The organism is Bradyrhizobium sp. AZCC 1693, assembly GCF_036924745.1.
GTDB lineage: Bacteria > Pseudomonadota > Alphaproteobacteria > Rhizobiales > Xanthobacteraceae > Bradyrhizobium.
Map to the genome: position 1 here is coordinate 1,825,771 of NZ_JAZHSD010000001.1, position 25,402 is coordinate 1,851,172.

20 protein-coding genes and 2 pseudogenes are annotated in these 25,402 nt (G+C 62.2%); 12 read left to right on the forward strand and 10 right to left on the reverse strand.

Annotated features, from left to right (window positions below):
* Window positions 1-63: 63 nt before the first annotated feature.
* The 3 genes and pseudogenes from V1293_RS09025 to V1293_RS09035 form a co-directional block, all read right to left on the reverse strand.
* Window positions 64-2,334: a hypothetical protein gene (locus V1293_RS09025; protein WP_334508627.1), complete on the reverse strand. Its 2,271-nt coding sequence runs from the start codon at window positions 2,332-2,334 to the stop codon at window positions 64-66.
* Between the two features lie 105 nt (window positions 2,335-2,439).
* Window positions 2,440-3,816 carry an ABC transporter substrate-binding protein gene (locus V1293_RS09030; RefSeq protein ID WP_334508629.1) on the reverse strand — a complete coding sequence of 459 codons (1,377 nt, stop codon included), beginning with the start codon at window positions 3,814-3,816 and terminating at the stop codon, window positions 2,440-2,442.
* Window positions 3,817-3,981: 165 nt separating this feature from the next.
* Window positions 3,982-4,205 (reverse strand): annotated as a pseudogene (locus V1293_RS09035) (hypothetical protein); the annotation flags it as partial.
* Here V1293_RS09035 and V1293_RS09040 point away from each other — a divergent pair.
* Window positions 4,184-4,708, forward strand: coding sequence for a transposase (locus tag V1293_RS09040; protein ID WP_442894220.1), 525 nt, complete (start codon window positions 4,184-4,186; stop codon window positions 4,706-4,708). The pseudogene V1293_RS09035 and the gene V1293_RS09040 overlap by 22 nt on opposite strands.
* Before the next feature lie 51 nt (window positions 4,709-4,759).
* Here the strand turns inward: V1293_RS09040 and V1293_RS09045 are convergent, their stop codons facing one another.
* From V1293_RS09045 to V1293_RS09075, 7 genes and pseudogenes are all read right to left on the reverse strand, one after another.
* Complete coding sequence (locus V1293_RS09045) at window positions 4,760-5,464, reverse strand: ABC transporter ATP-binding protein (protein WP_334508632.1); 705 nt, start codon at window positions 5,462-5,464, stop codon at window positions 4,760-4,762.
* Window positions 5,457-6,239, reverse strand: coding sequence for an ABC transporter ATP-binding protein (locus V1293_RS09050; protein ID WP_334508633.1), 783 nt, complete (start codon window positions 6,237-6,239; stop codon window positions 5,457-5,459). Before V1293_RS09050 ends, V1293_RS09045 begins: the two co-directional genes overlap by 8 nt.
* Complete coding sequence (locus tag V1293_RS09055) at window positions 6,236-7,183, reverse strand: branched-chain amino acid ABC transporter permease (protein WP_334508634.1); 948 nt, start codon at window positions 7,181-7,183, stop codon at window positions 6,236-6,238. The genes V1293_RS09050 and V1293_RS09055 overlap by 4 nt, the downstream gene beginning before the upstream one ends.
* A complete protein-coding gene (locus V1293_RS09060) occupies window positions 7,183-8,055 on the reverse strand; it encodes a branched-chain amino acid ABC transporter permease (RefSeq protein WP_334508635.1) in 873 nt (290 codons plus the stop codon). Before V1293_RS09060 ends, V1293_RS09055 begins: the two co-directional genes overlap by 1 nt.
* 291 nt (window positions 8,056-8,346) lie before the next feature.
* On the reverse strand, window positions 8,347-9,513 hold the full coding sequence (locus tag V1293_RS09065; protein ID WP_334508636.1) for an ABC transporter substrate-binding protein: 1,167 nt from the start codon (window positions 9,511-9,513) through the stop codon (window positions 8,347-8,349).
* 1,071 nt (window positions 9,514-10,584) lie between these two features.
* Window positions 10,585-11,651, reverse strand: a pseudogene (locus V1293_RS09070) (hypothetical protein).
* 650 nt (window positions 11,652-12,301) lie between these two features.
* Window positions 12,302-12,637 carry a hypothetical protein gene (locus tag V1293_RS09075; RefSeq protein WP_334517071.1) on the reverse strand — a complete coding sequence of 112 codons (336 nt, stop codon included), beginning with the start codon at window positions 12,635-12,637 and terminating at the stop codon, window positions 12,302-12,304.
* Between the two features lie 155 nt (window positions 12,638-12,792).
* On the opposite strand from V1293_RS09075, the gene V1293_RS09080 reads away from it, so the two are divergent.
* The 11 genes from V1293_RS09080 (at window position 12,793) to V1293_RS09130 (ending at window position 25,111) form a co-directional block, all read left to right on the forward strand.
* Complete coding sequence (locus tag V1293_RS09080) at window positions 12,793-13,818, forward strand: ABC transporter ATP-binding protein (protein WP_334508638.1); 1,026 nt, start codon at window positions 12,793-12,795, stop codon at window positions 13,816-13,818.
* A 152-nt stretch (window positions 13,819-13,970) separates the two neighbouring features.
* Entirely contained in the window at window positions 13,971-14,912 is a 942-nt protein-coding gene (locus V1293_RS09085; protein ID WP_334516671.1) for an ABC transporter ATP-binding protein, read from the forward strand.
* Window positions 14,913-15,004: 92 nt separating this feature from the next.
* Window positions 15,005-16,615, forward strand: a complete 1,611-nt coding sequence (locus V1293_RS09090) for an ABC transporter substrate-binding protein (protein ID WP_334508640.1) — start codon at window positions 15,005-15,007, stop codon at window positions 16,613-16,615.
* Between the two features lie 95 nt (window positions 16,616-16,710).
* Window positions 16,711-17,682 carry an ABC transporter permease gene (locus tag V1293_RS09095; protein ID WP_334508642.1) on the forward strand — a complete coding sequence of 324 codons (972 nt, stop codon included), beginning with the start codon at window positions 16,711-16,713 and terminating at the stop codon, window positions 17,680-17,682.
* Between the two features lie 22 nt (window positions 17,683-17,704).
* Window positions 17,705-18,607: an ABC transporter permease gene (locus tag V1293_RS09100; RefSeq protein ID WP_334508644.1), complete on the forward strand. Its 903-nt coding sequence runs from the start codon at window positions 17,705-17,707 to the stop codon at window positions 18,605-18,607.
* 596 nt (window positions 18,608-19,203) lie between these two features.
* Complete coding sequence (acs, locus tag V1293_RS09105) at window positions 19,204-21,234, forward strand: acetate--CoA ligase (RefSeq protein ID WP_334508646.1); 2,031 nt, start codon at window positions 19,204-19,206, stop codon at window positions 21,232-21,234.
* Between the two features lie 90 nt (window positions 21,235-21,324).
* On the forward strand, window positions 21,325-21,567 hold the full coding sequence (locus tag V1293_RS09110; RefSeq protein ID WP_334508648.1) for a hypothetical protein: 243 nt from the start codon (window positions 21,325-21,327) through the stop codon (window positions 21,565-21,567).
* 384 nt (window positions 21,568-21,951) lie between these two features.
* Window positions 21,952-22,086 (forward strand): hypothetical protein, encoded by a 135-nt coding sequence (locus V1293_RS09115; protein ID WP_334508649.1) that lies wholly within the window; start codon window positions 21,952-21,954, stop codon window positions 22,084-22,086.
* Window positions 22,087-22,301: 215 nt separating this feature from the next.
* Window positions 22,302-22,664 carry a response regulator transcription factor gene (locus V1293_RS09120; protein WP_212375493.1) on the forward strand — a complete coding sequence of 121 codons (363 nt, stop codon included), beginning with the start codon at window positions 22,302-22,304 and terminating at the stop codon, window positions 22,662-22,664.
* Window positions 22,665-22,684: 20 nt separating this feature from the next.
* Window positions 22,685-24,790 carry a 3'-5' exonuclease gene (locus V1293_RS09125; RefSeq protein ID WP_334508653.1) on the forward strand — a complete coding sequence of 702 codons (2,106 nt, stop codon included), beginning with the start codon at window positions 22,685-22,687 and terminating at the stop codon, window positions 24,788-24,790.
* A gap of 66 nt (window positions 24,791-24,856) precedes the next feature.
* Window positions 24,857-25,111 carry a hypothetical protein gene (locus V1293_RS09130; RefSeq protein WP_334364110.1) on the forward strand — a complete coding sequence of 85 codons (255 nt, stop codon included), beginning with the start codon at window positions 24,857-24,859 and terminating at the stop codon, window positions 25,109-25,111.
* Window positions 25,112-25,402: the final 291 nt, after the last annotated feature.

The window sequence follows — 25,402 nt, forward strand, 5'->3', positions numbered from 1 at the left end:
CGATCTGTGGCGTCTCAGATCTTCTGACGCGAACTGCGGCGCCTCGGATTTCCCTCCACTGTCTCAGTTGCTCCGAAAGTCCATGCGGCCGATGGTCGGATTGATCGTGTTGCCGTCGAGAAAGATAGCCGTGAAGACTGTGTAATTGCCTGCCGGGAGATTCGGCGGCAGCGACACGGCAAAGCGTTCGTCGCCTTCCCGGCTCGCGCCCCCGGCTGCGACCACCTTGCCAGTCTCGCCGAGGAGGACATACCGTGCCACCGGCCGGATTGGCAGCATCTCGCGCAGCGTGTCGCGCTTGAGCGGCACGCGAACGATACGGCGATCGCGCTGCTGCTTGAGCGCGATCTCGGCGTCGGCCGTCACCAGAATGCGATTGCCGATGTGCTCGACCCGCGTCACGAACGCCTTGGCTGGATAGGCATAGAAGTCGAACGTGCCAAGGCCAACCGGATAGGTGAACTCGCGAATGACGTCGAATGTGTAGACGTCGGGCGAGAAGCTCCTGAGCCGGTAGGGACCATTGGTCACGAGCAAGTGGTTGTTGGCTTCGACGAATTGATCGAGCGCCTGCCAGCGTGCGGTCGCGGCTTGCGCGCTCACCAGGCTTTCGAGCGCCGCCGGTCGGTAGCCGGCCGTGGCGAATTCCTTGATCAACGCGCGCAGCTTGTTGCGCTGTGCAGGATCGCGCGCGAGGTCGAGCCACGGCAAATTGCGCCGCTTGGCCTCGCTTTGCGAGAAAGCCGCGATTTCGCGCTCGACGGCGGCTTCCATCAGCGCCAGCACGTGCCACGGCATCGAGCTCCACGGCGGCGCCACCAGCGCATCCTCATGCTCGTCGGTCGGGATGGCGTCGACATAAACCTCCACTATTGGCGAGCGATAGGTGAAGACGAGATCGGCGATCGGGAGCTTCGATTCCTCCACGCGAATGACGCGGACACCCTTGAGGCGGCCCCGCATCAGGTTGGTCGCGGCGGAAACCTCGGCATCGAAGGTCGCGGCGGTCGGCGAGCTACCCCATCGGTACGCAAAGGCGTAAGGGTAGATCAGGTCGGCGGTCTCCATTTCGCTGCCGTCCTGGAATGACGATGCCAGGACGCGGTAGACGACTTTGGTCATCGCGCTCCCGCCAACGCCGATCGGAACGAGCCGGCCGGTGCCGGGCTCCGGCACGAGGGCATCGGCGGGGACACGGATGGATTGCCGCGTCGATTGCTCCGTAGGCCGAACCTCCGCGCGATTGGGAGCCCACAGACTGTTGTACGGGACGGCTAAAAACGCATCGTCGCCGACGATCGCCCACACCAGCCGGCCGGGCGCGTCCGTGAACCCGGCAACCGGGTTCCAGGCTGCGGTTGCGCGGATGTCGATGCCCAGTCGGAGCCAGCCATTCCATGGCAGGTCCTTGAGCTTGAGCGTCCGCAGGACGACGGCTGAGTTGAATCCGAACTGCGAGTCGACCGCTATATTCTCGATCCCGTTGGAAAAGTCGTCGCTGTAGAACTCGCGCCGGAGCCGATAGCCAATCACCGCGCGGTCGCAACCGCGGGTCAGCTCCGTTATCAGGTCGCGTGCGATGTTGAGGTGATCAGCGGGGTCTCTGTAATCCGCTTCGACTAGCCGCCCATAGAGCTCGTCGGCGTGTTTACGATCAACCTCGCCGCTGACGGCGGGATACAGCAGGTGATAAGCTTGGAACCAGCCCTCCTTGATCCAGGGCGGTGCTGGCCAGGCATTAAAGCCAACATTGGCGGCGCGCAGCACCTCGTTGACCGCAACCTCGTCGAAGCGGACGTCCCAGTCTGTCGGATGAAGCGCAAGTCGGTGAAGTACCATGTCCTCGCTGCCGGCGTCTTGCGCGCGCACGGTCACCGGGGCATCGACGTCAGCGGTAATCAACGCGGAGGGTTTCGTGTCTGCGCCGCGATCCGCATGACCGATGTAGTCCGCATGATACGGCGTGATCGGGTAGCGGTGCGGAACCACGTCCGGATCTGACACCAGAGCATTCGCGGCATTTTCGATCGCGCGACAGCGCGCTTCACGCACCTGCACGCGCTGCGGATTGACGCTGACGGTGATGAATGAGCGCAGTGAAACGACTGACTTGAGGTGCGACGGCGTTTCTCCTGAAAACTGCGGGGTGGCGCCGAGATAGGCGTGGAGCGGGTCCTTGGCGTTGCTGAATTCTCGGGCCGCCGCTCCGGGATCGAGCGGCTCGATGCGGATTTCCTGCGGGTAGAACGAGGGATAGTACGGCACCTCATGCCCGGCCTGCGCCGCCGGCGCAGTGGCGCACAGCAGCATCGCTGCGAGCGTGCCGCTTTGCATGAGGGGTCTTCGCACGGACATCACGACCCTCGAGGCAACGCCGGCCCTGAAACAAACCGACCACGCCCTCGCGGAACGAAGGCATGGTTGGTGGATGGGCAAGCTTCAGGCCACCTGTGGCCAAGTCTCCTTGATCCAATTGTAGGTCGACGTCGGATCGTTGTGCGAGGTGCCCGGCTTCGGCCAGTTCGGCGGCGCCGTGATGTTGCGGATCGGGATTGTGATCATCCTGCCCGGATCGAGTATCTGGAACGGGTACTCGGCCACGTTCTTGCTGAACCCGGTCACCGCGTCCTTGTAGCCCTGGTGATTGTCGGGCCGGATGTAGAGATAGCCCGCTGCGGTCTCGAAATACATGCCTTCGAGCTGGCTGATGATCGCCTCTTCGTCCGGCCAGCCGCCGACGAGCCTGTTCGCTTTCTCGACCGCCGTACGGTACATATGAAGCGTGTGGTACGCGCCATCCGACTGGAAGTTCGGATACTCGTTCCAGCGCTTGAAATACTTCTCCACGAAGGTCTTGTTGGCCGGCCAGCGATTTCCCGGCGGGAAGGTGAAGTAGTAGTTGGAGTGGACGCCAGCGATGACACCTTCCGGGTGATCCTTGCCGATGGCGTGCGGCGCGACGCCGAAGGCGATCGTGCTGGCGAACTTGGCAATGTTGAACATGCCGTAGCGCAGCGCCTGTTTGTAGAGCGCCACATAGTCACCGCCCCACACCGACGACATGATCAGGTCCGGATTCGAGGACATCGTTTTTGTGATGTGCGCCGTGAAGTCGGTCGTGCCGAGCTTCGGCCAGGCTTCCGATACGACCTCGGCGCCGGGCACCAGTTTCTTGTAGGCGATCATGAAGTGGTCGAAGGCGTTGCGGCCGTAAGAGTAGTCGGGATGGATGTGGGCGATCTTCTTTGCGGTTGGCCAAGTCTGCGCGGCCGCGACCGCGCAGGTCACGCCGTCGGCCGACTGGATGTTGGTGATGCGGAACGCGAACTTGGGGTTCGGCACCGCCTTGTCCCACAAGAAGTCGGTGCAGCCGTCAACGAAGATGGTGAGCAGACCGAGTTCCTCGGCGACCGGTCCGAGCGCGGGGGTATTGCCGCTCGATATGACGCCGGTGAACATGTCGATCTTCTCGGAGAGCTTCATGCGGCGAAGCTCTTTCACGTTGGCGTCGGTGCCGGCGTTCTCGTCCGCCGTGATGGTCTCGATCTTACGTTTGCCGAGAATTCCGCCCTGCGCGTTGATCTCCTCGGCGGCCAGCATGTGGCCCTTGAGCGAGGGCTCTCCGAGCACTGCCGCGGGGCCGGTAAGGAAGGTCATGTGGCCGAACTTGAGCGGGGTGGCGGGAATATTCCCCTTCGGAGGCCTGTCGACCTGCGCCACGGCCGGAACAATCGCCGGCACCGTTGCTGCCGCGGCCCCTACCGTAATACCTAGACTATTCAGGAAATTTCTGCGATTCAGCTGCTGCTGCGTCATGGACCGTCCTCCGTTTCGAGGGTCGGGTGCGACGCTCCCGCCACGCGCGGAGCACACACCTCCGGCCTTTTCGTGGCTTATTACAACATCTTAGTCTCGCGGCGCCTCCGAGTAAATCAACTTCCGCCGATTTCGAGCGCAATCGCGAACCGGCGATGTCGGAGCTTAACGCGAGGCTACACCTTGAAGCGTGGATCGAGGCAAGCTGTCGCCAAACAAATTGAAGGCGAATACTGCAATGCTGATGGCAACGCCCGGGACAAAATCATCCACGGCGCCTGACGGTAAAAGTCAGCGGCGTTACCCGACAGCATCAGGCCCCAGGCCGCGGTCGGCTCCTGCACGCCGAGCCCCAGGAAAGACAGCGATGCCTCCGCCAGGATCGCTGAACATCGATCAGGTCTCTCGCACCTTCCCTGCGCGTCAGGGCAATGTGCCGACGCGGGCTCTGGAACCGATTGATCTCAGCGTCGGCGATAATGACTTCGTCACCATCCTCGGCCCGTCGGGCTGCGGAAAATCAACGCTGCTCCTTCTCGACGGTCCGATGGACGGAGTATCCTTCCTCGCCTGGGTCGAGCAGATGTTGGCGCCAACCTTGCGGCCAGGCGACATCGTCGTCATGGACAATCTGTCCGCCCACAAGGTCGCGAGCATCAGGCAAGCTATTGAAGCCTGCGGCGCCGAACTCCACTATCTGCCGCCTTACAGCCCCGATCTCAATCCGATCGAAAATGCCTTCGCCAAGCTCAAGGCGCATGCGCGAAAGTCCGCCGCGCGAACCCTCGACGCACTCGATCGAGCCGCCGCCAGCGCATTGCGACGCTTTAAATCCGGCGAATGCGCTTCGCTCACGCCGGATACGGCTTGGATTGAGAGGAACCTGCTCTAGGCTAGCCGATCACTAACTCTCGCGCACAATTCCACGAACCCAAGGTCCGCTTCAATCCGCGCCGAGATATGCCGCCTTGACCTTCGGATCGGACAACAGCGCCGCCGCTGCGCCGGTCGATGCGATTCGGCCGGTCTCCAGCACGTAGCCGCGGTCGGCGATTTCGAGCGCCGCGGTGACGTTCTGCTCGACCAGCAGCACGGTGATGCCGCTCGCCTTCAGCGCCACGATGGCGGCGAGGATCTGGTCGACGAGAATGGGCGACAGCCCCAGCGACGGCTCGTCGAGCAACAGCAGTTTGGGTTTTCCCATCAGCGCGCGGCCGATTGCCAGCATCTGCTGCTGACCGCCGGACAACCCGCCGGCGGCGAGGTGGCGCTTCTCGCGCAGCACCGGGAACATCTCAAACACCCGCTCGCGGTCCTGCTCGATCTCGCTGTCGCGGCGCATGTAGGCGCCGAGCCGCAGATTATCCTCGACGCTCAAGGGGCCGAACACCTGCCGCCCCTCCGGCGACTGCGTCATGCCGCGCTCGACGCGGCGGTGCGGTGGCAATTTGTCGATGCGCGCGCCGAGGAAGCGGATTTCGCCTTCGCTAATCGGCTGCACGCCCGACAGCGCGCGCAACAGCGTGGTCTTGCCGGCGCCGTTGGAGCCAATCAGCGCCACCACCTCGCCTGTGCGCACCTCGAGGCTGACGCCCTTCAGCACCTCGATGCGACCGTAGGCGCTGTGTAGGTTCGAAACCTCAAGCACGTGCCGCCTCCCCCGCCCCGTGTTTGCCGAGATAGGCCTCCAGCACCGCCGGGTTGTCGCGCACTTCGCGCGGCGTACCTTCTGTCAGCGGCCGGCCGCGCTCCAGCACCAGGATCCGGTCAGAAATCTTCATCACCAGCTTCATGTCGTGCTCGACCAGCACCACCGCGATGCCTTTTGCAGCAACCCGGCGCACCAGCTGATCGATCTCTTCAGTTTCCACCGCGTTGCAGCCGGCCGCCGGCTCGTCGAGCAGCAGCACGCGCGGCTCGGCGGCGAGCGCGCGGGCGATTTCGAGCCGCTTACAGGCGCCGTACGGCAGCGATCCGGCCAATTGATCGGCGCTGCCACGCAGGCCCACACTGTCGAGCAGTGCCAGCGCCGCCTCGCGTGTTGCGCGGTTCTGCCGCGTCACCGACGGCAGCCGGAACAGGTCGGAAAGCAGATGACACCTTTCGCGCAAATGCCGTCCGACCATCACGTTCTCGGCGGCGGTCATGCGCTGGAAAATCTGTAGGTTCTGGAAAGTGCGCGACAGGCCAAGGGTGGCTAGCGCCTCCGGCGCACGCCCGGTCACGTCTTCTCCCATCAGCTCGACGCGGCCCTGATCCGCCTCGTAGAGACCCGACACCACATTGAACAGCGTGGTCTTGCCTGCGCCGTTCGGCCCGATGATGGAGAGAATCTGGCCCGCATCGACAGCGAAGCTGACGCCGTCGATGGCTTTGATGCCGCCGAACGAAATTCCGATGTTGCTGGCAGCCAGGATCGTCATGCGCGCACCCGCCTTGCCAGCCATTTCGACGCGGTGGGCACGATGCCGTCGCGCATGAAGATCATCGACACAATGATGATCAGGCCGAGCAGCACATGCTCATACTCCTGGAACACCGTCAGCACCTGCGGCAGCGTGATCAGGACAGCGGCGCCGATGATACTGCCGACCACCGAGCCGAGCCCGCCCAGCACCACCATGGTGACGAGCTCGACCGAGTGCAGGAAGCCGGCCTGATCCGGATTGATGAAGCCGTTCATCATCGCGAGCATGGAACCCGCCAGCGACGCATAGACCGCCGCAATGACGAAGGCCTGTAGCTTGAAGCGGGCGACGTCGATGCCGGCGACGCGCGCGGCGACTTCGCTATCGTGCAAAGCGCGAAAGGCGCGGCCGGTCGGCGTCTCGCCGAGATTGAGTGCGATCCAGGTGCCGACGACCAGCACGCTGCCGGAGATCCAGTACCAGGTGCTCGATCCACTGGCGCGCCATCCGAACAGCGACAATTTTGCCACCGACATGCCGTCCGGCCCGCCGGTCCAGCGGCTTTCGGTGGTGATCACCAGCGCCACCAGCACGCCGAGGCCGAGCGTCGCGATCGCGAGGTAATGCCCTTTCAGGCGCAGGATCGGACGGCCGACGAGCCAGGCCGACGCTGCCGAGATCACCGCGCCGATGAGCAGCGCACCCCACGACGGCAGGCCGAGATGCGCCGGCCCGATCGCGACCGCATAGGCACCGATGCCGAAGAACCCGGCATGGCCGAGGCTGACCTGGCCCGCCTGCCCCATCAGGATGTTGAGGCCGATAGCCGCGAACGCCGACACCCACACCAGCGATGCGACGCGAAAGTAATAGCTGGACGGAAACAGCAGCGGCAGCACGATCACGATCGCGGCCAGCACGATCAGCGTCACACTGCGATGGCCGAACCATGCCGGCATCAGACCCTCTCCACCACGCGCCGCCCGAACAGGCCTTGCGGCATGGCGAACAGCACGACGAGAATGACGATGAAGGCGAACGCATCCTTGTAGGTCGAGCTGATGTAGCCTGCCCCGAACGCCTCGAGCAGGCCGAGCAGGAGCCCGCCCGCCACCGCGCCGAGCGGATTGCCCATGCCGCCGAGCATCGCCGCAGCAAAACCTTTCAGCGCGAGCAGTGTACCGACGTCATAGCTCGTCAGGGTGATCGGCGTGATCAGGATGCCGGCGATGGCGCCGATGGCCGCCGATCCGCCGAACGCCAAGGCCATCACCGTTGCGGTGTTGATCCCGACGAGGCGCGCCGCCAGCCGGTTCGCCGCGGTGGCGAGCACCGCCTTGCCGAGCACAGTGCGTTCAAGAAACGCGTACAGCAACAAGACGATCACCGCGGTGCCGCCGAGCACCCAGAAACTCTGCGGCTGCACCGCGGCGCCGAACAGATTGACCGGCGTGTCGCCGGAGAACGACGGCAGCTTGTGGAATTGCTTGTCGAAAAGGATCTGCGCCGCGCCGCGCAGCAGGATCGAAGCGCCGATGGTGATGATGATCAAAGTGACGGCGGAGGCGCCGCGCGCCGGCTCGATCGCAAGCCAATACAGCAGAAGTCCGACGGCAACGGCGGCGACAACTGCAATGAGCGCCGCGAGCGGCAGCGGAACGCCGGCGGCGGTAACAAACACCGTCACCATGCCGCCCAGCATGACGAACTCACCCTGCGCAAAATTCACTACGTCGGAGGCGTTGTAGACCAGCGTGAAGCCGAGCGCGACCAGCGCATAGACCGCGCCCACGGTCAGCCCCGACATCAGGAATTGGAAAAATTCGGCCATGACCCTCAGCGGCTCGCGTTGCCGCGCGTTCAAGCATTGCGGTGGCCTCATCCTTCGAGACGGCGCTTCGCGCCTCCTCAGGATGAGGGTCTGGTGTCATATTTTCTGCGTCATACGCGGGCTTGCCCCGCGTATCCATTTCTTGCAGCGCGCATCTATCTCCTTGAATAAAGATGGATTGCCGGATCAAGTGCAGCGCGCTCCCTCTTCCCTCATGGTGAGGCGCGCGGCGCAGTCGCGCGTCTCGAACCATGAGGCCGTTAGCCCTGGAGTCTCGAACGCGATCATGCCTCAGGTCCCCGGCGCCAGCAGGCTCCAGTCGCCGCCCTTGATTTCGAGCGTGCGGAACGCCGAGAGATCGAGCCCGAGGTGGTCGGTAGGCGACATGTTAACCACGCCGCCGGTGCCGACAAACCCCTTGGTCTTCTCGATTTCGTCGCGCAGCTTTTTCGGGTCGGTCGAATTCGCCCGCTTCATGGCCTCGACCAGGATGAAGAGGCCGTCATAGGCATGGCCGCCGAAGGTCGAGACCGGCTGCTTCGTGGTGTCTTCATAGGTCTTCTTATAGTCGACCACGACCTTCTTCTGCGGATCGCTGTCCGGCAGCTTGTCACCGACAAGCAGCGCTGCCGCCGGCAGGCGCACGCCTTCCGCCGCCGGGCCTGCGAGCTCGATGAAGCTCTTCGAGGCCACGCCATGGCTTTGATAGAGCGGCGTCGCGGTCATGCCGAGCTGGGCGTAGTTGCGGGTCACGATCGCCGGGCCCTGGCCGAAGCCGGCATTGACCACCGCCTGGATCCCGGCGGTGTTCTTGATCTTGGTCAGCTGCGCGGTCATGTCGCTGTCGCGCGGACCGTAGGTCTCTTCGGTGATGATCTGGATGCCGTAGTTCGGCGCCACCTTGGTGCACTGCGCCCGCATCGACGTGCTAAAGCCTTCAGTGCCGGAGATCATGGCGATCTTCGTCAGGTTGCGCTGCTTCAGGTTCTCGAAGATTTTTTCGCAAGCCATCCTGTCGGTGTGCGGCGTCTTGAAGACATACTTGCGGACCGGCTCGATGATTTCGATCGCGCCGCCCAGCGAAATGAGCGGCACCTGCGCTTCCTCGAACACCGGAATCATCGCCATGGTGGTGCCGGTGGTCGATCCGCCCACCATCGCCACGACCTTGTCGTCCTCGATCAGCCGGGTGGCAAAGGTGCGTGCCTTGTTGGCGTCGCCGCCGTCGTCATAGATCACGAGCTCGATCTTCTTGCCGCCGACGCCGCCGGTGCTGTTGATCTTGTCGACGTACATCCGCAGCGTCTTGTCCTCCGGCTCGCCGAGGAACGAGGCCGGGCCGGTGATCGAGAGGATCGAACCGATCTTGATGGTCTGCTGCGCAAATGCGGGAAGGCACAGCGCCAGGCCGAGCGCGCCGGCCCCAACAAGACGTTTCACGGCTGAGAGTGGTGTCATGAGTTCCTCCTGGTTTCGGGGTGCTCGTTTTTGCAGAGGGCTTGCCCGGCGCATCCATTCGAGGGATGAGCGGCTTCCCTCCTCAATATATTCGACCGAACGGATCAGCGCCGTCAGAAACTATCACGGTGGGCGGACGTATTTCCTTATGTCAACGGCGGCCTGTTCGCCGGCAGCTCAGGATGTCCGCGCTTCAGTCGCATCGCCGGCTTCATTCCCACCCGCAACTGAATTCACGAAAGCGATATATTCATTTTACCACCGCGCGCGGTGCGCGCGAAGTGCCGACTCGATTGCACCTGCCCGGAGACGAGCTATTCAGGCGACGAACGACGCAGGTGCACCGCGCACACTGCGGCGCAGCAATTCATGAACTCATTAGTGAAGTCAGTGGTTCGAGCTGAGCGCTGGCTGTCCCTGTCGGAAATAAAGGCTCACCTATCACTACACGAACCAAGAAAATGGGATTGGTCCTGCGCCGCTACTGTACCAACGCCTGCCAGAGCTGCGCCCTCAAGCACGACGGATCACCCGATGAGAGCAGGAACACGTTCCCGAGGCGGTCCAACGCCGGCTCGACGAACATCCGCAGAAGATGCGTCAGCGCCGCGAAACCGTCGCACCCCTTCGGCAACGATCAAGGCCCGGATGGGAGCGACCCACTTCCTGGTGACGTTGCCCCCGGGTTGCTGCCGAGATGGCCTGCACGTATTGGCCTACAACCTCACGCGCATCATGAACATCGTGGGCGTCCGACCGCTGCTGGCGGCGATGCGGGCATAGTCGTCGCAGAGCCGATCAAGACGGCTGGAATCTGCATCAGGAGCCGTTCCAGACAGAAAAGGCCGCCAAACACGGCAAGATGACCAAAGACGGCGCTTCGCTGAAATCGCGAGTCGTCAGTGCTTCTGCCAGGGCGTTTTCACACAACCAAGACCCCAAGCGGACGCTCCGCGCAACTTAGTGCATACAGTTGGCGTCACCCCTGAGTTGCTCCAATAGCGCCTTGGCTTCCTTCAGAACCGGCATGTCGAAGCCTTCGGCGAACCCAGCCGTAGATCGGCTACCTGGCTATGCTGCCGCGGGTTTCATCTTCCGATTGGCTTCCAGCCTTCGATCGACCAGTGCCACTATTGCATCAACGGCGGGGTGCCTCATGCCCTTCTGCTTCGCGGCAAGTTGAACGAGCTTGTCCGCGCGCTCGATATTCGGGGCACCGTTGTTCAGGGCGCGGGCGGCAGAGGCGGGACGCGACAGGCTCTCCGCCGCCGCGTACTTTTCGAAAGGCACCAATTCGTCACGCGAGGCACCAATCCTGACACATACGTCGAGCACGAAATCGTAGATGGAGCGCGACGCTTCCAGATCCGAATGAACGGCCTCCCGGGCGGTCCGCATCCCGTTCTCGGTTATGCACCGGTAGTTCCCGGCCATCAGCATGGCCCACTTGGCCAAGGGTACGAAGATCGAGTCATAGAACCGCAACTTCACCGGCAATTGTATCCTGCCCTCGGGAGCATCGAAGCGCGCAGCATCGATCTCCTTCTCCAACCGCCGCACGATCTCGTTCCCCTTCTCGACATCGAAGCGGGCGACCTTGAAGTTCGTCGGCAGAGTCACTTGCAGTACGTTGGCCTTTTCGTCCGGCGGCCTTATTGCCTGGGGATCGGGACTGCAGAGCGTCAGGGTAGCGGGGTCAAATTCCTCCCAGACTTCCGGCGCCGTATAAGCGGGCTTAAGCAGTTCGGAATCTATCCCAGGAACGCGCCTCATATAGGGAAACGGCGGCATGTTCATGATCGACATACACGGCACCCGCGATGTCGCCACAGCGTTCATAAGCTCCCGCACTCCGGGCGATCCATATTGGGGCTCCTGCATCGCAAGGCCGATGAGATCATATTCGCGAGGGTCGACGTCCGTCGCTCCCGCCGCCGACACTCGGCCGGGCATCTTGCGAGCTCGATGGGTTCGCTCCAGCCGCGGATCGGAATCCGAACACGAAACCCTTCGGAATTGATCAGATCTGCCTCGGCCGGAAGACAGACAAGTTTCACCGAATGCGCGCCGAGCAGAATCTTCGACGCGAGCAACGAACCGTATGAAGCGCCTAGGATGAGAATGTTGTATGTCGACATCGTCGGGTTTCCTTTGAGATCTTAGCTCGGGTTTATTGCGGCCTGCTTTGTGCCATCGGCCGGCTCGATGCCACGGGTGCGGTGACGACAAGCGGCACATCCGGCCGAACCGTGACGACTGCAGCTGCGCCGGCCAACCGGATTCCTAGACCCGAGGCGAACAGTACGGTCCCGTTGGCGGTTGGATCAACGCGCCAGCCTAACGCCCCTAGAGAAACGACGCCCGCGAAGCCGATACTCATTGATGACGTACGGCTGGTGACGCCTACCCGGGTACGGACGACCGTTTTCGACAAGCGCCGAGAGTCCGCGCACGCGATAATCCGGCGTCAAGCAGAGCTCATCCATTTGCTCCGTTCGCGTACTGAGCACAAGCACCCGAATTTCCGAATGTGCCTACCCCGGAGCTCATCCAAGGATAGTTCTTCGTCAGGTTCGTGTTGGCTTCCGGGGATGGAATAGCTCTTCGACGGACTGTTTCGGTTCCTTGATTCGAGAGCGGTCCTTGCGATCGTTCTTCTGTGCTTCGAGCTTCTGCAGGAAACGGAAACGCGGCGATCGGGTCGCGTGCCCCGATCGGCCGTGCTTGGTCATGCCGAAACCCTTTTGGCCGCCATGCGTCATTTGATCACCAACGAAAGCTGTGCGGCTCATTTCTTGCACCGGGAGCCGCCACCGGGGCCAAGCTTCATGCGGTTCGCCGAAAGCACAATTAGGGGGAAAGGATAGCCCTGATCGTCAAAAGGCGCGAGGCTGGGACTGGTGACTGACCGCCCGGAATGGAAGCCGCTGTTGGCCGAGATGGAGGCCAAAGGTGTTCCCCGTACCGTCGCGGACGTGCTCTCGATCGGGTTGATCGTTCGCAGGTGCAACCAATACTCAGGCGGGAAGTCGTAGAACGCCACGAGGGCGTCGCGATCCTTGATCGGGCAATCGACGGCCTTCTGGCAGCCCTCCTGCGTCGCGCCATTGATGACCAGGTGCATTGCGCCTGGTCCGCCAGCCGGGCCGACGCGTTGAAGGCAGTGGTCCAAATTGTCTCAGTACTAAAGGAATGGTTTGACTTGCGACCAAAAGATTCGAAAAATCAAGACCCTAAAAGGAAGGCGGGTCAGGTCAACGGCTGAAAGGCCGTCTGTGCGTGACCGATGATGAGAGGCGCGAGGTGTCCAGGCTTCTCGAGATAGACAGTTTGCAAACCTACTTCCTCTCGGCGGCCGGTGTGGTCAAGGCCGTCGACGGTATCAGCTTTGATGTCAATCAGGGCGAAACAATCGCCGTCGTGGGCGAGTCCGGATGCGGCAAGTCCGTCAGTGCGCTCTCGATCCTGCGGCTGGTCGCCGATCCGCCCGGCCGCATCATTGGTGGCAGCATTCGCTTCCAGGACAGAGACCTTCTCAAGCTGAGCGATGAGGAAATCCGAAGGGTCCGAGGCAAGGACATTGCCATGGTATTTCAGGAGCCGATGACCTCGCTCAATCCAGTACTGACGATCGGGCGACAGCTCACCGAGACCATGGAGCAGCACCTCGACGTGACCCGAGACCAAGCGGTCGCGCGTGCGATCGAGCTGTTGGGCATGGTGGGGATATCGGATCCGGAGCGTCGACTCAGGCAGTACCCGCACCACTTCAGTGGTGGCATGCGCCAACGCGTGATGATCGCTATGGCCTTGTGTTGCGAGCCCAAGCTGATCATTGCCGACGAGCCGACAACTGCGCTCGACGTGACGGTTCAGGCGCAGATTCTCGAGCTGATGAAGGATCTGACGCGGCGTCTGGGCGTGGCACTGATCATCATCACCCACAATCTTGGTATCGTCGCGCGCTATGCTGACAGGGTCAATGTCATGTACGCGGGCAGGATCATCGAGAGTGGAACTGCGCACGACATCTATCACCATCCCCACCATCCATACACGCTGGCGCTGCTGCGTTCGGTGCCGCGCATGGATCAGCCGCGCCGGGCTCGGCTCGATCCGGTGCAGGGACAGCCGCCCGACCTTTCGCGCCTCGGCCCCGGCTGCTCGTTCCAGCCGCGCTGCGGCTTCGCCGTTGCGCGCTGCGCCAGTCAGTCGCCTCCATTGGAGCAGGTCGATGGCGGCGATCACCTTGCCGCATGCTGGGAGGCGGGCACGGTGGCACGATCCCTGATGAGGTCGTCATGACCAACTTGGAATCAACCGGCGCGGTGCGGCAGAGCGCGGAAGCGGCTGCGCAGGCATCGGCCCTCGCGCAGGACGTCGCGCTCGAGCACAGGCGCCAATCGGAACGGCGCATCGCCTCGGCGCCGGCATTGGTCACGATTCGCGACCTGAAAATGCACTTTCCGGTGGCTGAGGGCGCTCTCTTCTCGAGCGTCGTCGCTCACGTGAGGGCTGTCGACGGAATCAGCTTCACCATCCGCAAAGGAGAGACGCTCGGATTGGTCGGCGAGTCGGGTTGCGGCAAGACGACCACGGGCCGGTGCATCCTGCGGCTCGAGCATCCGACCGGAGGCGAAATCCTGTTCGACGGCAAGAATCTGGTCGATCTCGATCAGAAATCGATGCGGGCGCTGCGGCAGAAGATCCAGGTCATTTTCCAGGATCCTTACAGCTCCCTCAATCCCCGCATGAAGATCGGGGAGATCATTTCCGAGCCGATGAAGGTGCATCGGACCGAGCCGAACAAGGCAGCGCGCGATGCGCGGGTCACGGAATTGCTCAGCCTGTGTGGCCTGGACCCCAAGTTTGCCGACCGCTATCCCCACGAAATGAGCGGCGGCCAACGCCAGCGCGTCGGCATCGCACGTGCCCTGTCGGTACGTCCGGAATTCATCATCTGCGACGAGGCGATCTCGGCACTGGATGTGTCGATTCAGGCGCAGATCATCAACCTGCTGGAGGACCTGCGGGACCAGTTCGGACTGACCTATCTGTTCATCGCGCACGATCTCAGCGTCGTCCGCCACCTGTGCCATCGCGTCGCAGTCATGTATCTCGGTAAGATCGTCGAACTGGCGGATTGCGACGAGTTGTACAGCAATCCTCTGCACCCCTATACTCAGGCGCTTCTCGCGGCCGTGCCGGTGCCGGATCCTGACCTGGAGAAGGCGCGCGCCCACCGGATCGTGAAAGGCGAAGTGCCGAGTCCGATCAATCCGCCGAAGGGATGCGTGTTTCATCCGCGATGCCCGCTTGCGGTCGACAGCTGTGCGAAGAATGTCCCGGAGTTCAGGGAATTGCGGCCCGGCCATTGGGTGGCTTGTTCCGTGATTTGAAATGAAAGCCCCGTAAGAAGGCGACCAGGCCCGGGGCGTAAGACCCCGGTCCTTAAAAACCAGGAGGAATAGGTTCCAGAGGAGGAAAGGTCATGAACCTGTCGAAATATCTGAGAGCGGTATCGATCGTGGCGATCGGCGCGGCCGTTGCCTTCTTTTCCGAGGTTCCAGCGCAGGCTGCGCCGAAGAAAGGCGGAATCCTGAATTTCGTCGTGCCGGACGAGCCGCCGAGCTGGGACGGTCACCGCGAGACGACGTTCGCGCTGATCCATCCCTTTGCGCCGTTCTACAGCCTGCTCATCAAGGTCAATCCGGAAAATCCCTCCTCACCGACGGACTTCGTGTGCGACCTGTGTACGGGGATGCCGACGCCGGCCGATGGCGGCAAGACCTACACATTCAAGATCAAGCAGGGCGTGAAATTCCACGACGGTACGCCTTTGACGGCGCACGACATCGTCGCGTCATTCAACAAGATCATCTTCCCGCCGGAAGGCACGACCAGCGCACGCGTCGCCTATTTCGTCATGGTCGAGAGCGTGAGCGCGCCGGACGACCACACGGTCGTGTTCAAGCTCAAGTATCCATCGGGCGCGTTTATCCCAGCGCTGGCGACGCCCTTCAACTTCATCTACTCGAAGGCAAAGCTCGCGGGAGACATTCGCTGGTACGAGAAGAATGTCATGGGCTCGGGACCCTTCAAGTTCGCCGGACGCGAGGCCGGCGCCTACGTGCGGGGCGAGCGCAACAAGGACTTCCACGTTGCCGGGCAGCCCTATCTCGACGGCTTCGAAGCGATCTTCTCCAACAAGCAGGCGGTGCAGGTGCAAGCGATCCGCGGCGACCGGGCCGCAATCCAATTCCGCGGCTTCCCGCCGAAGAGCACCGAGGACCTCGTCAACGCGCTCGGAAAGGACATCACGGTTCAGGAGAGTGACTGGAACTGCGTGCTGCTGTTTACCCCCAACCACAAGAAGAAGCCGTTCGACGATGTCCGCGTTCGCCGCGCGCTGACGCTGGCGGTCGATCGCTGGGGCGGATCGCAGAGCCTTTCGCGCATCGCGATCGTCAGGGCGGTCGGTGGTGTCGCGTTCCCGGGTCATCCGCTGGCGGCGGCGAAGGCGGAGCTCGAGCAGCTTCCCGGCTACTGGCCCGACATCAACAAGTCGCGTGCCGAGGCCAAGCGGCTGTTGCAGGAGGCCGGAGTCCCGGGCCTGAAGTTCGAGTTGTCCAACCGCGCCGTCGACCAGCCCTATACGATCGTGGGCACGTGGCTGATCGACCAGTGGCGGCAGATCGGGGTGACGGTCGAGCAAAAGATGGAGCCGACCGGTCCATTCTACGCGCGGCTCAGGTCGGCTGATTTCGACGTGACGGTGGACTTCAACTGCCAGTCGGTCATCAACCCGCTGCTCGACATCGGCAAGTTCCTGTCGGAGGACATCGGCAACGAAAGCTACGGCGCATACGTCGATCGCGACCTCGACAAGATGTTCGAGGCGATGAACCGCACGTCCGACGAGGCCGAGCAGCGCAAGCTGATGCGGCAGTTCGAGAAGCGTGTGCTCGATGAGCAGGGGCATTCGTTCGTCACGCTGTGGTGGAACCGGATCATCCCGCACCGCTCGTACGTGAAGGGCTGGAAGATCAGTCCGAGCCACTACCTCAATCAGGACCTCGCCAACGTATGGCTCGACAAGTAAGCGCCCGACGGCGGTCGTTTCCGCGTCCCCTGCCATAGCAAGGCGGTGAACGGGAAACGGCCGCGGGGACGGGCAAGAGTGGTGCAGGAACGATCATGTACCAGTACGTTCTGAAGCGACTCCTGTTGATGATCCCGACGCTGCTCGGCGCCGCGCTGCTTGTCTTCCTGCTGCTGCGGCTGGTGCCGGGCGACGTCTGTGTGCTGCGCATGACGGGCGGGGCTGGATACGTCGATCCCAAGGCGATTGCTCTCTGTCGCTCCGAGCTTGGTCTTGATCGTTCCCATGTCGTGCAGTTCCTGACCTTCATCTGGGACTTCGTCCGGTTCGACTTCGGCAAGTCGATGTGGACCGGACGTCCGATCAGGGAAGAGGTCGGACTCCGCTTCGAGCTCTCGCTGCAGATCGCGATCATGGCCACGATCACCGCCATCATGCTCGCGATCCCGCTCGGAACGATCTCCGCGGTCAAGCAGAACACCTGGATCGACTACATGGTGCGCGGCTTCAGCATCGCCGGGATCGCAATGCCTTCGTTCTGGCTCGGCATCCTGATCATCCTCGGCCTGCTGATCACCACGAAGTCGCTATTCGGAATCCCGTGGATGCCGCCGATCAAGTATGTGCCGATCTGGGTCGACCCGTTGTACAACCTAAGCATGACCATCTTCCCGGCGCTGGCGACCGGCTACCGCTATTCCGCCGTTGCGACACGCATGACGCGTTCGGCGCTGCTCGAAGTGCTGCGCGAGGACTACGTCCGCACGGCGCGCGCCAAGGGGCTCGTCCATAAGCTCATCATCCGGCGGCATGCGCTCGGAAACGCGCTGCTGCCGGTGGTCACCATCATCGGCATCGAATTCGCATTCCTGATGGGCGGCCTGGTGGTCACCGAGCAGGTGTTCAATCTCAACGGGCTCGGCAAGCTGTTTGTCGCGTCCGTGAGCAATCACGATTACACGATGACACAAGCGCTGGTCATGCTGGTGGTGACGATCTTCGTCGTCACCAACTTCGTGGTGGACATCATCTACGCGTGGCTCGACCCGCGGATTCGGTACAAATGACGGTTGGAATCGGAGGTTTTGCATGACTGTCGCGACCGACCTCGGGACGAGAGCCGAACTGACGGAAGAGCGGAAGCCGCGGAGCAGGCTTTCGGCCATTGGCCGGTTCGCACGCCGCAACCCGCTGGGCGCCGCCGGCGCCGCAGTCATCATCGTCATGGTGGTGGTTGCCGCGTTTGCCGACTTCATCGCCCCGTACAACCCGGTCGCCAACGCCTTCGACCGCATGCACGAACCGCCGAGCCTCGAGAACTGGCTCGGCACGGATCAATACGGACGCGACGTGTTCTCGCGCATCGTCTATGGATCGCGCACGGCCCTGCTGGTCGGCTTTGCGTCGTCGTTCGTCGGCGCCACCCTCGGCCTCGTGCTCGGCGTGGCGAGCGCCTATTTCGGCGGCAAGATCGATTTGATCTTCCAGCGTATCCTCGATGTATTCATGGCGTTCCCGCTGATCATCCTGGCACTCTCCGTGATCGCAATCTTCGGAACGGGGGCGGAGAACGTGATCATCGCAATCACTATACCGTTCATACCGCGCTGCGCCCGCGTCGTGCGTTCGAGTGCGCTGGCGATCCGCGAACTCCCCTACATCGACGCCGCCCGCGCCAATGGCTTTAGCCATGCCCGCATCATTCTGCGGCATATGGTTCCGAACGTCATGGCGCCGTTTCTCATCATGATCACCGCCTTCGTCGGTCAGGCGATCCTGCTCGAGGCATCGCTTTCCTATCTCGGTCTCGGAGTGCAGGAGCCAACGCCGGCATGGGGCCTGATGCTTCAGGGCGGCGCCGAGGAATACGCCGAGAGCGCTCCCTGGATAGCGATCTTTCCGGGCATTGCCATCAGTCTCGCGGTGTTCGGTTTCAGCCTGTTCGGCGATGCGGTACGCGACGAGTTCGATCCCAGGCTACGATCCCAGTAAGCAGCAGGCGACACGCCTCGGGCACGGATCGCTTTTTTGTAGCGTTGCTGCAGGGTTACAAGCTGCAGGGATACGCGATTGTCCGCCTTCGTGACGGACAGCCCGGCGACAGGGCGGTTTTTGGTGAATTTCGCGGCCCAGCGCCGCGACAAGTTCTGATTTAAGGTTGTAATTTTAGCGTTTCGGAGACCCTGGTAGTCGGTCGCAACGACGGCAAAACCCAGTTCCAGCCCAGTTGTTGATATACGCGGCGTCGCGGGGCCGATGCCTGCTTCAGGACGGAGCACACCTGTCGGAAACGCCGAGTGTGCCATGTGCCCATGCAACGAGCGGCCAAGAATGACAAAGCGGGGCTCCAAATCTTGTCCAGAATGGGCGTCACCCGGTGACGACCAGAGATTGTCAGAGCCAAGCTGCGCTTTGGTTCGATTGTGTTGGGCATTGCGCAACGTCTCCGGTAGCGATGCCGATACGATCCAATGCTTCGCAGGTTGCTACCGCCGGACTTTCGGCCGCCGGAGGCTGGTGCTATGCTGCCAGCGTTCGCTTGACACTCATAGCTTCCTTCACCCCCGTGATGATCTGGGAGGCAGCGCATGTCACAGCAGGGAACCCCAGAAGCGTCTGAAGCCGAGATCGCGGTCCACTGGCAGGAAGAGGTCAACGTCAGCCCGCCAGAGAAGTTCGTTGTTCAAGCCAACCTGACCGACGAGAAGGTCCTTGAACGATTCGGTCTCGACAACTTCCCGGACTGCTTCAAGGAATACGCCGATCTTCTCGACTGGTACAGGACCTGGGACGTTACGCTCGACGTGAGCAATCCGCCGTTCTGGAGATGGTTCGTCGGCGGCAGAATAAACGCCAGTTACAACTGCGTCGATCGCCATCTCGCCAAGTACAAGAACAAGACGGCGATCCACTTCGTTCCCGAACCGGAGCAGGAGGCTATCCAGCACGTCACTTACCAGGAACTCTTCGTGCGCGTGAACCAGGTTGCCGCGCTGTTGCGAGAGTTCTGCGGCTTGAAGAAAGGCGACCGGGTGACGCTGCACATGCCGATGGTGCCCGAGCTTCCGATCACGATGCTCGCGTGCGCCAGGCTCGGCGTCATTCACTCGCAGGTCTTCAGTGGCTTCAGTGGCAAGGCCACGGCGGACCGCATCGTCGATTCCGAAAGCCATGTGCTGATCACGATGGACGCCTATTACCGCGGCGGCCAGCTGCTCGATCACAAAGAGAAGGCGGACGTTGCCGTCAACGAGGCGGAAAAAGAGGGCGCTAAAGTCGAGAAGGTGCTCGTATGGCAGAGGTACCCCGGCCGGTATTCGAGTTCAACGCCATTGGTTGTGGGCCGGGACTTCGTCATGAATGAGGTGTTGTCCGGTTTTCGGCGCCACTGGATCGACCCGGTGGAGATGCTGGCCGAGGAGCCGCTGTTCCTGATGTACACGAGCGGCACTACCGGACGGCCGAAGGGCTGTCAGCACAGTACCGGTGGATACCTGTCCTACGTCGCCGGGACGTCGAAATATATCCAGGACATCCACCCGGAGGATGTCTATTGGTGCATGGCCGACATCGGCTGGGTTACGGGTCACTCCTATATCGTCTACGGGCCGTTAGCGTTGGCCGCTTCCTCAGTGGTGTATGAGGGGCTTCCCACCCATCCGGACGCCGGACGGCCGTGGCGTATCGCCGAAGAGCTTGCCGTCAATATCTTTCACACCTCGCCGACTGCGATACGGGCGCTTAGGCGTGCCGGGCCTGACGAGCCGCGAAAATACAATCAACGCTTCAAGCATATGACTACGGTGGGCGAGCCGATCGAGCCGGCGGTGTGGAGGTGGTACTACGACGTCGTAGGCAAGGGCGAGGCGGTCATTGTCGACACCTGGTGGCAAACCGAGAACGGCGGTTTCCTGTGCAGCACGGTCCCGGCACTCCACCCGATGAAGCCGGGAAGCGCCGGGCCGGGCGTGCCCGGCATTCATCCGATCATCTATGACGAGGTCGGCAACGAGATTCCTCCGCGCTCCGGCCGCGCTGGGAACATCTGTATCCAAAACCCCTGGCCGGGTTCATTTCAGACGATCTGGAGAGATCCCGATCGCTTCGTCCAACAGTACTACGCGCGCTACTGCAAGGACCGAACGAGTCGTGACTGGCGCGATTGGCCCTACATGGCCGGCGACGGCGCTCTGCAGGCGGCGGATGGCTATTATCGCATCCTGGGCCGAATCGACGACGTCATCAACGTGGCCGGGCATAGGCTCGGGACCAAGGAGATCGAGTCCGCCAGTCTGCTTGTTGAGGAGATCGCCGAGGCGGCAGTGGTTCCCGCTCGAGATGAGATCAAGGGCAAGGTCCCAGACCTCTACGTATCGCTGAAGCCCGGGCTCGCCCCAAGCGAGGACATCCGCAAACGAGTGGAAGACTCCGTGATCCGCGAGATAGGGCCGATTGCCCGCCCGCGCCGTGTCGTGATCGTCCCCGACATGCCAAAGACCCGTTCCGGGAAGATCATGCGCCGCGTCCTCGGAGCGATTTCGAACAACGAGGATGCCGGCGACATCTCGACATTGGCCAATCCTGAAATCGTCGATGAGATTCGGAAGATCAAGGCCTAGGTCGAGGTCGTCGAATGTTGTCCTGAGAAAGGAATCATACGGAGCACAGGGAAGCGATCAATTATCCTGGAAAGCTGGAGGACCGACGAAATGGTCGAACGCATCCGATCATTGCTGGCGAGGTTCTCGGAGAATGAAGAGACCGTGCGCCAGCTAGTGGCGACAGACCCAGGCTTCGACGCGCTTTGTGACGCGTATCGCGAGGTCATCGAGCGCCTCGATGGTCTCGAAGGACTCGATGGTCTCGAAGCGGAAGTTGAGCGGCTCGAGGAGCGGAGAGCTAGGCTGGAAGAAGATCTGCTGATGCACATCGAGGGATATCAGCCACAATAGCGCAAGTTCTGCGAGACGCGGAGCGGAACGGCGTGGTCGTCTTTCCGCTTCGGAGCGAGCATGGCTGCAGTTCCGCACGTCTGGCGAGTCGGACTCCAGAAGCCACTCGGCCAATGATATCTCGAAAGAGATCGCAGCGTTGAGCGAGCGTTGCGCCGCCCGCCAGCCCATGCGGCTGCCTCGCACGCACTGCACCGCAGCATTCCTGCCGGATGCCCAGGTTCGGAAAAGGGTGGAAGGACAAACAGGGGCGGAGGATGTAAGGTCAGTCCGCGCGACCTTGGATGCCAGCAGTCTGACTTGCTGCGCGAATCGGCGGGTCGCTGTGTCATCGGGCGGGCTCGGCTGAGGTTTGGGAGGGCGAGAGCGAAAACGGAGGAACCGATGAAAAAGGATATCTGGCAAGAAAACAAAGAGCGCTACTTCGAGTGGAACCCCATCGAAAGTCTCGGTGCCAAGTTCACATGGGCTGCGATCGGGGCAGCCGTGGCTGTCGTCGCCATGTACCTGCTGCGCTAGAGCCGCGACGGGATCGACTTGCGATCGCGCTCGAGGTTTTTGATTGAGCATGATCTTTTCGGAAAACCGGTACCCACCCCCGACCACGTCGAGGGCAAGCTCTTCCGGATCATGCTCTAGCTAGGTGGCGCGGAGTTTGGCGGAGCGCACTTTCGCTTGCCGCGCTCTCGCGTGGTCGAGCAAGGCGACCCCTGGAGGATGCAATGCCGCAAAGCGTGCTCGTGGTCGATGACGAGGCCAACATCCTGCTGTCCCTCGAATTCCTGATGAAGAAGGCCGGCTACGAAGTTCGCCTCGCCCGCGACGGCGAAGAGGCGCTCGCGGAGATAGGCAAGGCGCGGCCAGATCTCGTGCTCCTCGATGTCATGATGCCGAAGCGCAACGGTTTCGACGTGTGCGAGGCCATCCGGGCCAATCCAGAGTGGCGACCGGTGCGTGTCATCCTGCTGACGGCCAAGGGCCGCGACATCGAACGCGAAAAGGGCTTGGCGCTGGGCGCCGACGACTACATCACTAAACCGTTCTCGACGCGCGAGGTCGTTGAACGGGTCACCGCTTGGATCGGGCCGGCCAAGTAACCGGGCAACAAGGGCGTGCGATGCAGGCTGCCGTTGCGATACCAATCCTCCTCGCAGCGTTGGCGCTTGCCGCCTTCGCTGTGTCCGGCGTTGCGCTGTGGCTGGCGGTGCAAGGTGGCGGAGCGGTCGGCGTTTACATGTCCATCGCATTTGCCGTCGTCGCCGCTTTGGTTGGGCTGGCTTGGGCTCTGCTGCATGTCAAGCTCCTCAAGCCCCTGGCCGCTCTGAAGCGGGAGCTGCTGATGCAGTCGCAGATACGCGTCGATCGACCGCTCGCGGTCGATCGCGGCCACTTGCTCAATGGACTCCCAACGGCGGTCGACAAAATACTCGGCGCGCTCCGAGCCGCGCGTGGCGAGACACAGGAGGCCGTGGATGCTGCCACGCGGCGTGCGGAGGAACAGAAGAGCCGGCTCGAGGCCATCCTGCTCGATCTCTCCGAAGGTGTGATCGTCTGCAATCTCGAGCACCGCATACTCCTCTACAACCAGGTCGCCACCCGGATCCTCAAGGCGCGCGATACGCTTGGGCTTGCCCGCTCATTGTTTGGCGTGCTGACGCGAGAGCCCGTGCTATTGACGCTCGAGCTGCTCCTGCAACGGTCAGAAGATGCAGCCGGCGATGAAGCCCAGTCCACCGGAGAATCGACGCTCGATTCCACGACGCGCCGCTTCGTCTGTGCGTCGGTCGACCTTGCTACTTTGCTGCAGGCGAGGCTCAGCTTGGTGCGCGAACCTTCGGGCCGCGCCTCAGGCTACGTGTTGACCTTTGCCGATGTCGGCGCCGAGCTCGAAAACGTGGCCCAGCGCGATGCGCTCTTGCGTGAGGTCGCCATGGAATGGCGACGGCCACTTGCAAGCTTGCGCGCCGCTGCCGAAATGCTGGCGGGAGAGCTCGAAGCGGGCGAGCGCCGCGTCTTTCAAGAAGTCATTGGCAAGGAGGTCGGAACGCTCGATCGGAGCTTTGCCGACGTTGCGCAGCGTTACGAACGCCTTGCGACGGGTCAGTGGCCGTTGGCCGACATCTACTCGCTGGATCTGTTCCGCGCCGTCCGCAGGCATTTGGCAGACGCCGACGGCATCCAGGTCACGCCCGTGGGTGTGCCGGTCTGGATTCATGCCGACAGCCACTCGCTGGTGCTTGCGCTCGAGCATCTCATCCGCGCCGTTGCCAGGTACACGGCGAAAGCCGCCTTCGATATCGGCGCCGTGGTGCGAGACGAGTACGTCTACGTCGAGGTGGTTTGGGACGGCGCACCGCTCGCCTCGGCGATTATCGAAGCCTGGCTGGCGGAGCCGCTGAAGGGCACGATCGGCAACCGCACAGTCCGCCAGATCGTGGAGCGGCATGGCAGCGAGCTATGGAGCCAGGCGCTGCCAGAGGGGCGCACATGCCTCAGATTGCCGCTAAGGAAGACCGAGCAGCCACGCGCCCCGGAACGGTCGGACCGCGTTGCGCCGATGCCGGAACTATATGACTTCGACCTGTTTGCTCCTTCGACTGAGGCAATCAGGGACACGCCGTTGCGCAAGCTCAACCTGGTCGTCTTCGACACCGAGACCACCGGCCTCAGGCCCAACGAGGGCGATGAGCTCATCTCAATCGGAGCGGTTCGTGTGGTCAACGGTCGCATCCTGACGGGCGAGACGTTCGAGCGGCTGATCAATCCGAGCCGCGTTATCCCGGCCAGCACCACGCGAATTCACGGCATCACCACCGAAATGGTGCGCGACAAGCCCCCTGCCCATGTCATCTTGCCACAGTTCAAGTCCTTCATCGGCGACTCCGTGCTCGTCGCCTATAACGCCGCGTTCGACATGAAATTCCTTGAGAACGGAGCGGAGCAGGCAGGCGTCAAATTCGACAATCCGGTGCTCGATGCCCTGCTTCTGTCCGTGTATCTGCAGCCGGATGTATCCGATTTTTCGCTGACTGCCACCGCTGAACGACTGGGTGTCGAGGTCATTCGCAGGCACACCGCAATCGGCGACGCCATGACCACGGCCGCGATCTTCGTAAAGCTCCTGGATCTGTTGAGAGCCCGCGGGATCGAGACGCTCGGTCAGGCTGCCAGGATTTCCAGCCGGATGATGGAGCATCGCCGTCAGCAGGCGCAACTCATATGATTCCGCGCTGTCGCGGCAGGGACGCAGCGAAGCGCACATCGAGGTGATACCATGCCAAGGCGAGGATTGACCGGCGAGCGCTTGATCGGCTTGTTCCTGTTCGGTTTGCTTCTGCTCACACCGCCGCTGATCGGCGCCTTCGACAAGGCCACCTTAGTGGGCGGGATACCGTCGCTTTACCTCTATTTATTTTTATCATGGGCGTCGCTGATCGCCCTCACGGGCTTGATCGTCGAGCGGCCGGACCCCGACGAGGAGATTGCCGAAAGCGAGCCTGGCCCGAATTCCGACCAGGGTCCCAACCGCAGACCGCGAGCCTGAGCCATGCTGGGCGGGTACGTCATAGTCACGGTCTCCTTCCTCTATCTCTCGATCCTGTTCGCCATCGCCTACTATGGCGACCGCCGCGCGGATCAGGGTCGGAGCATTATCGCGAGCCCCTACATCTTTGCGCTGTCCATTGCCGTGTACGCCACAGCCTGGACCTTCTACGGCAGCGTCGGACGGGCCGCGTCCTCCGGCGTCAGTTTCCTGCCCATCTATCTTGGCCCGACGCTGACCTTCATCCTTGGCTGGTTTCTGATCCGCAAGATCATACGCATCAGCAAGGTC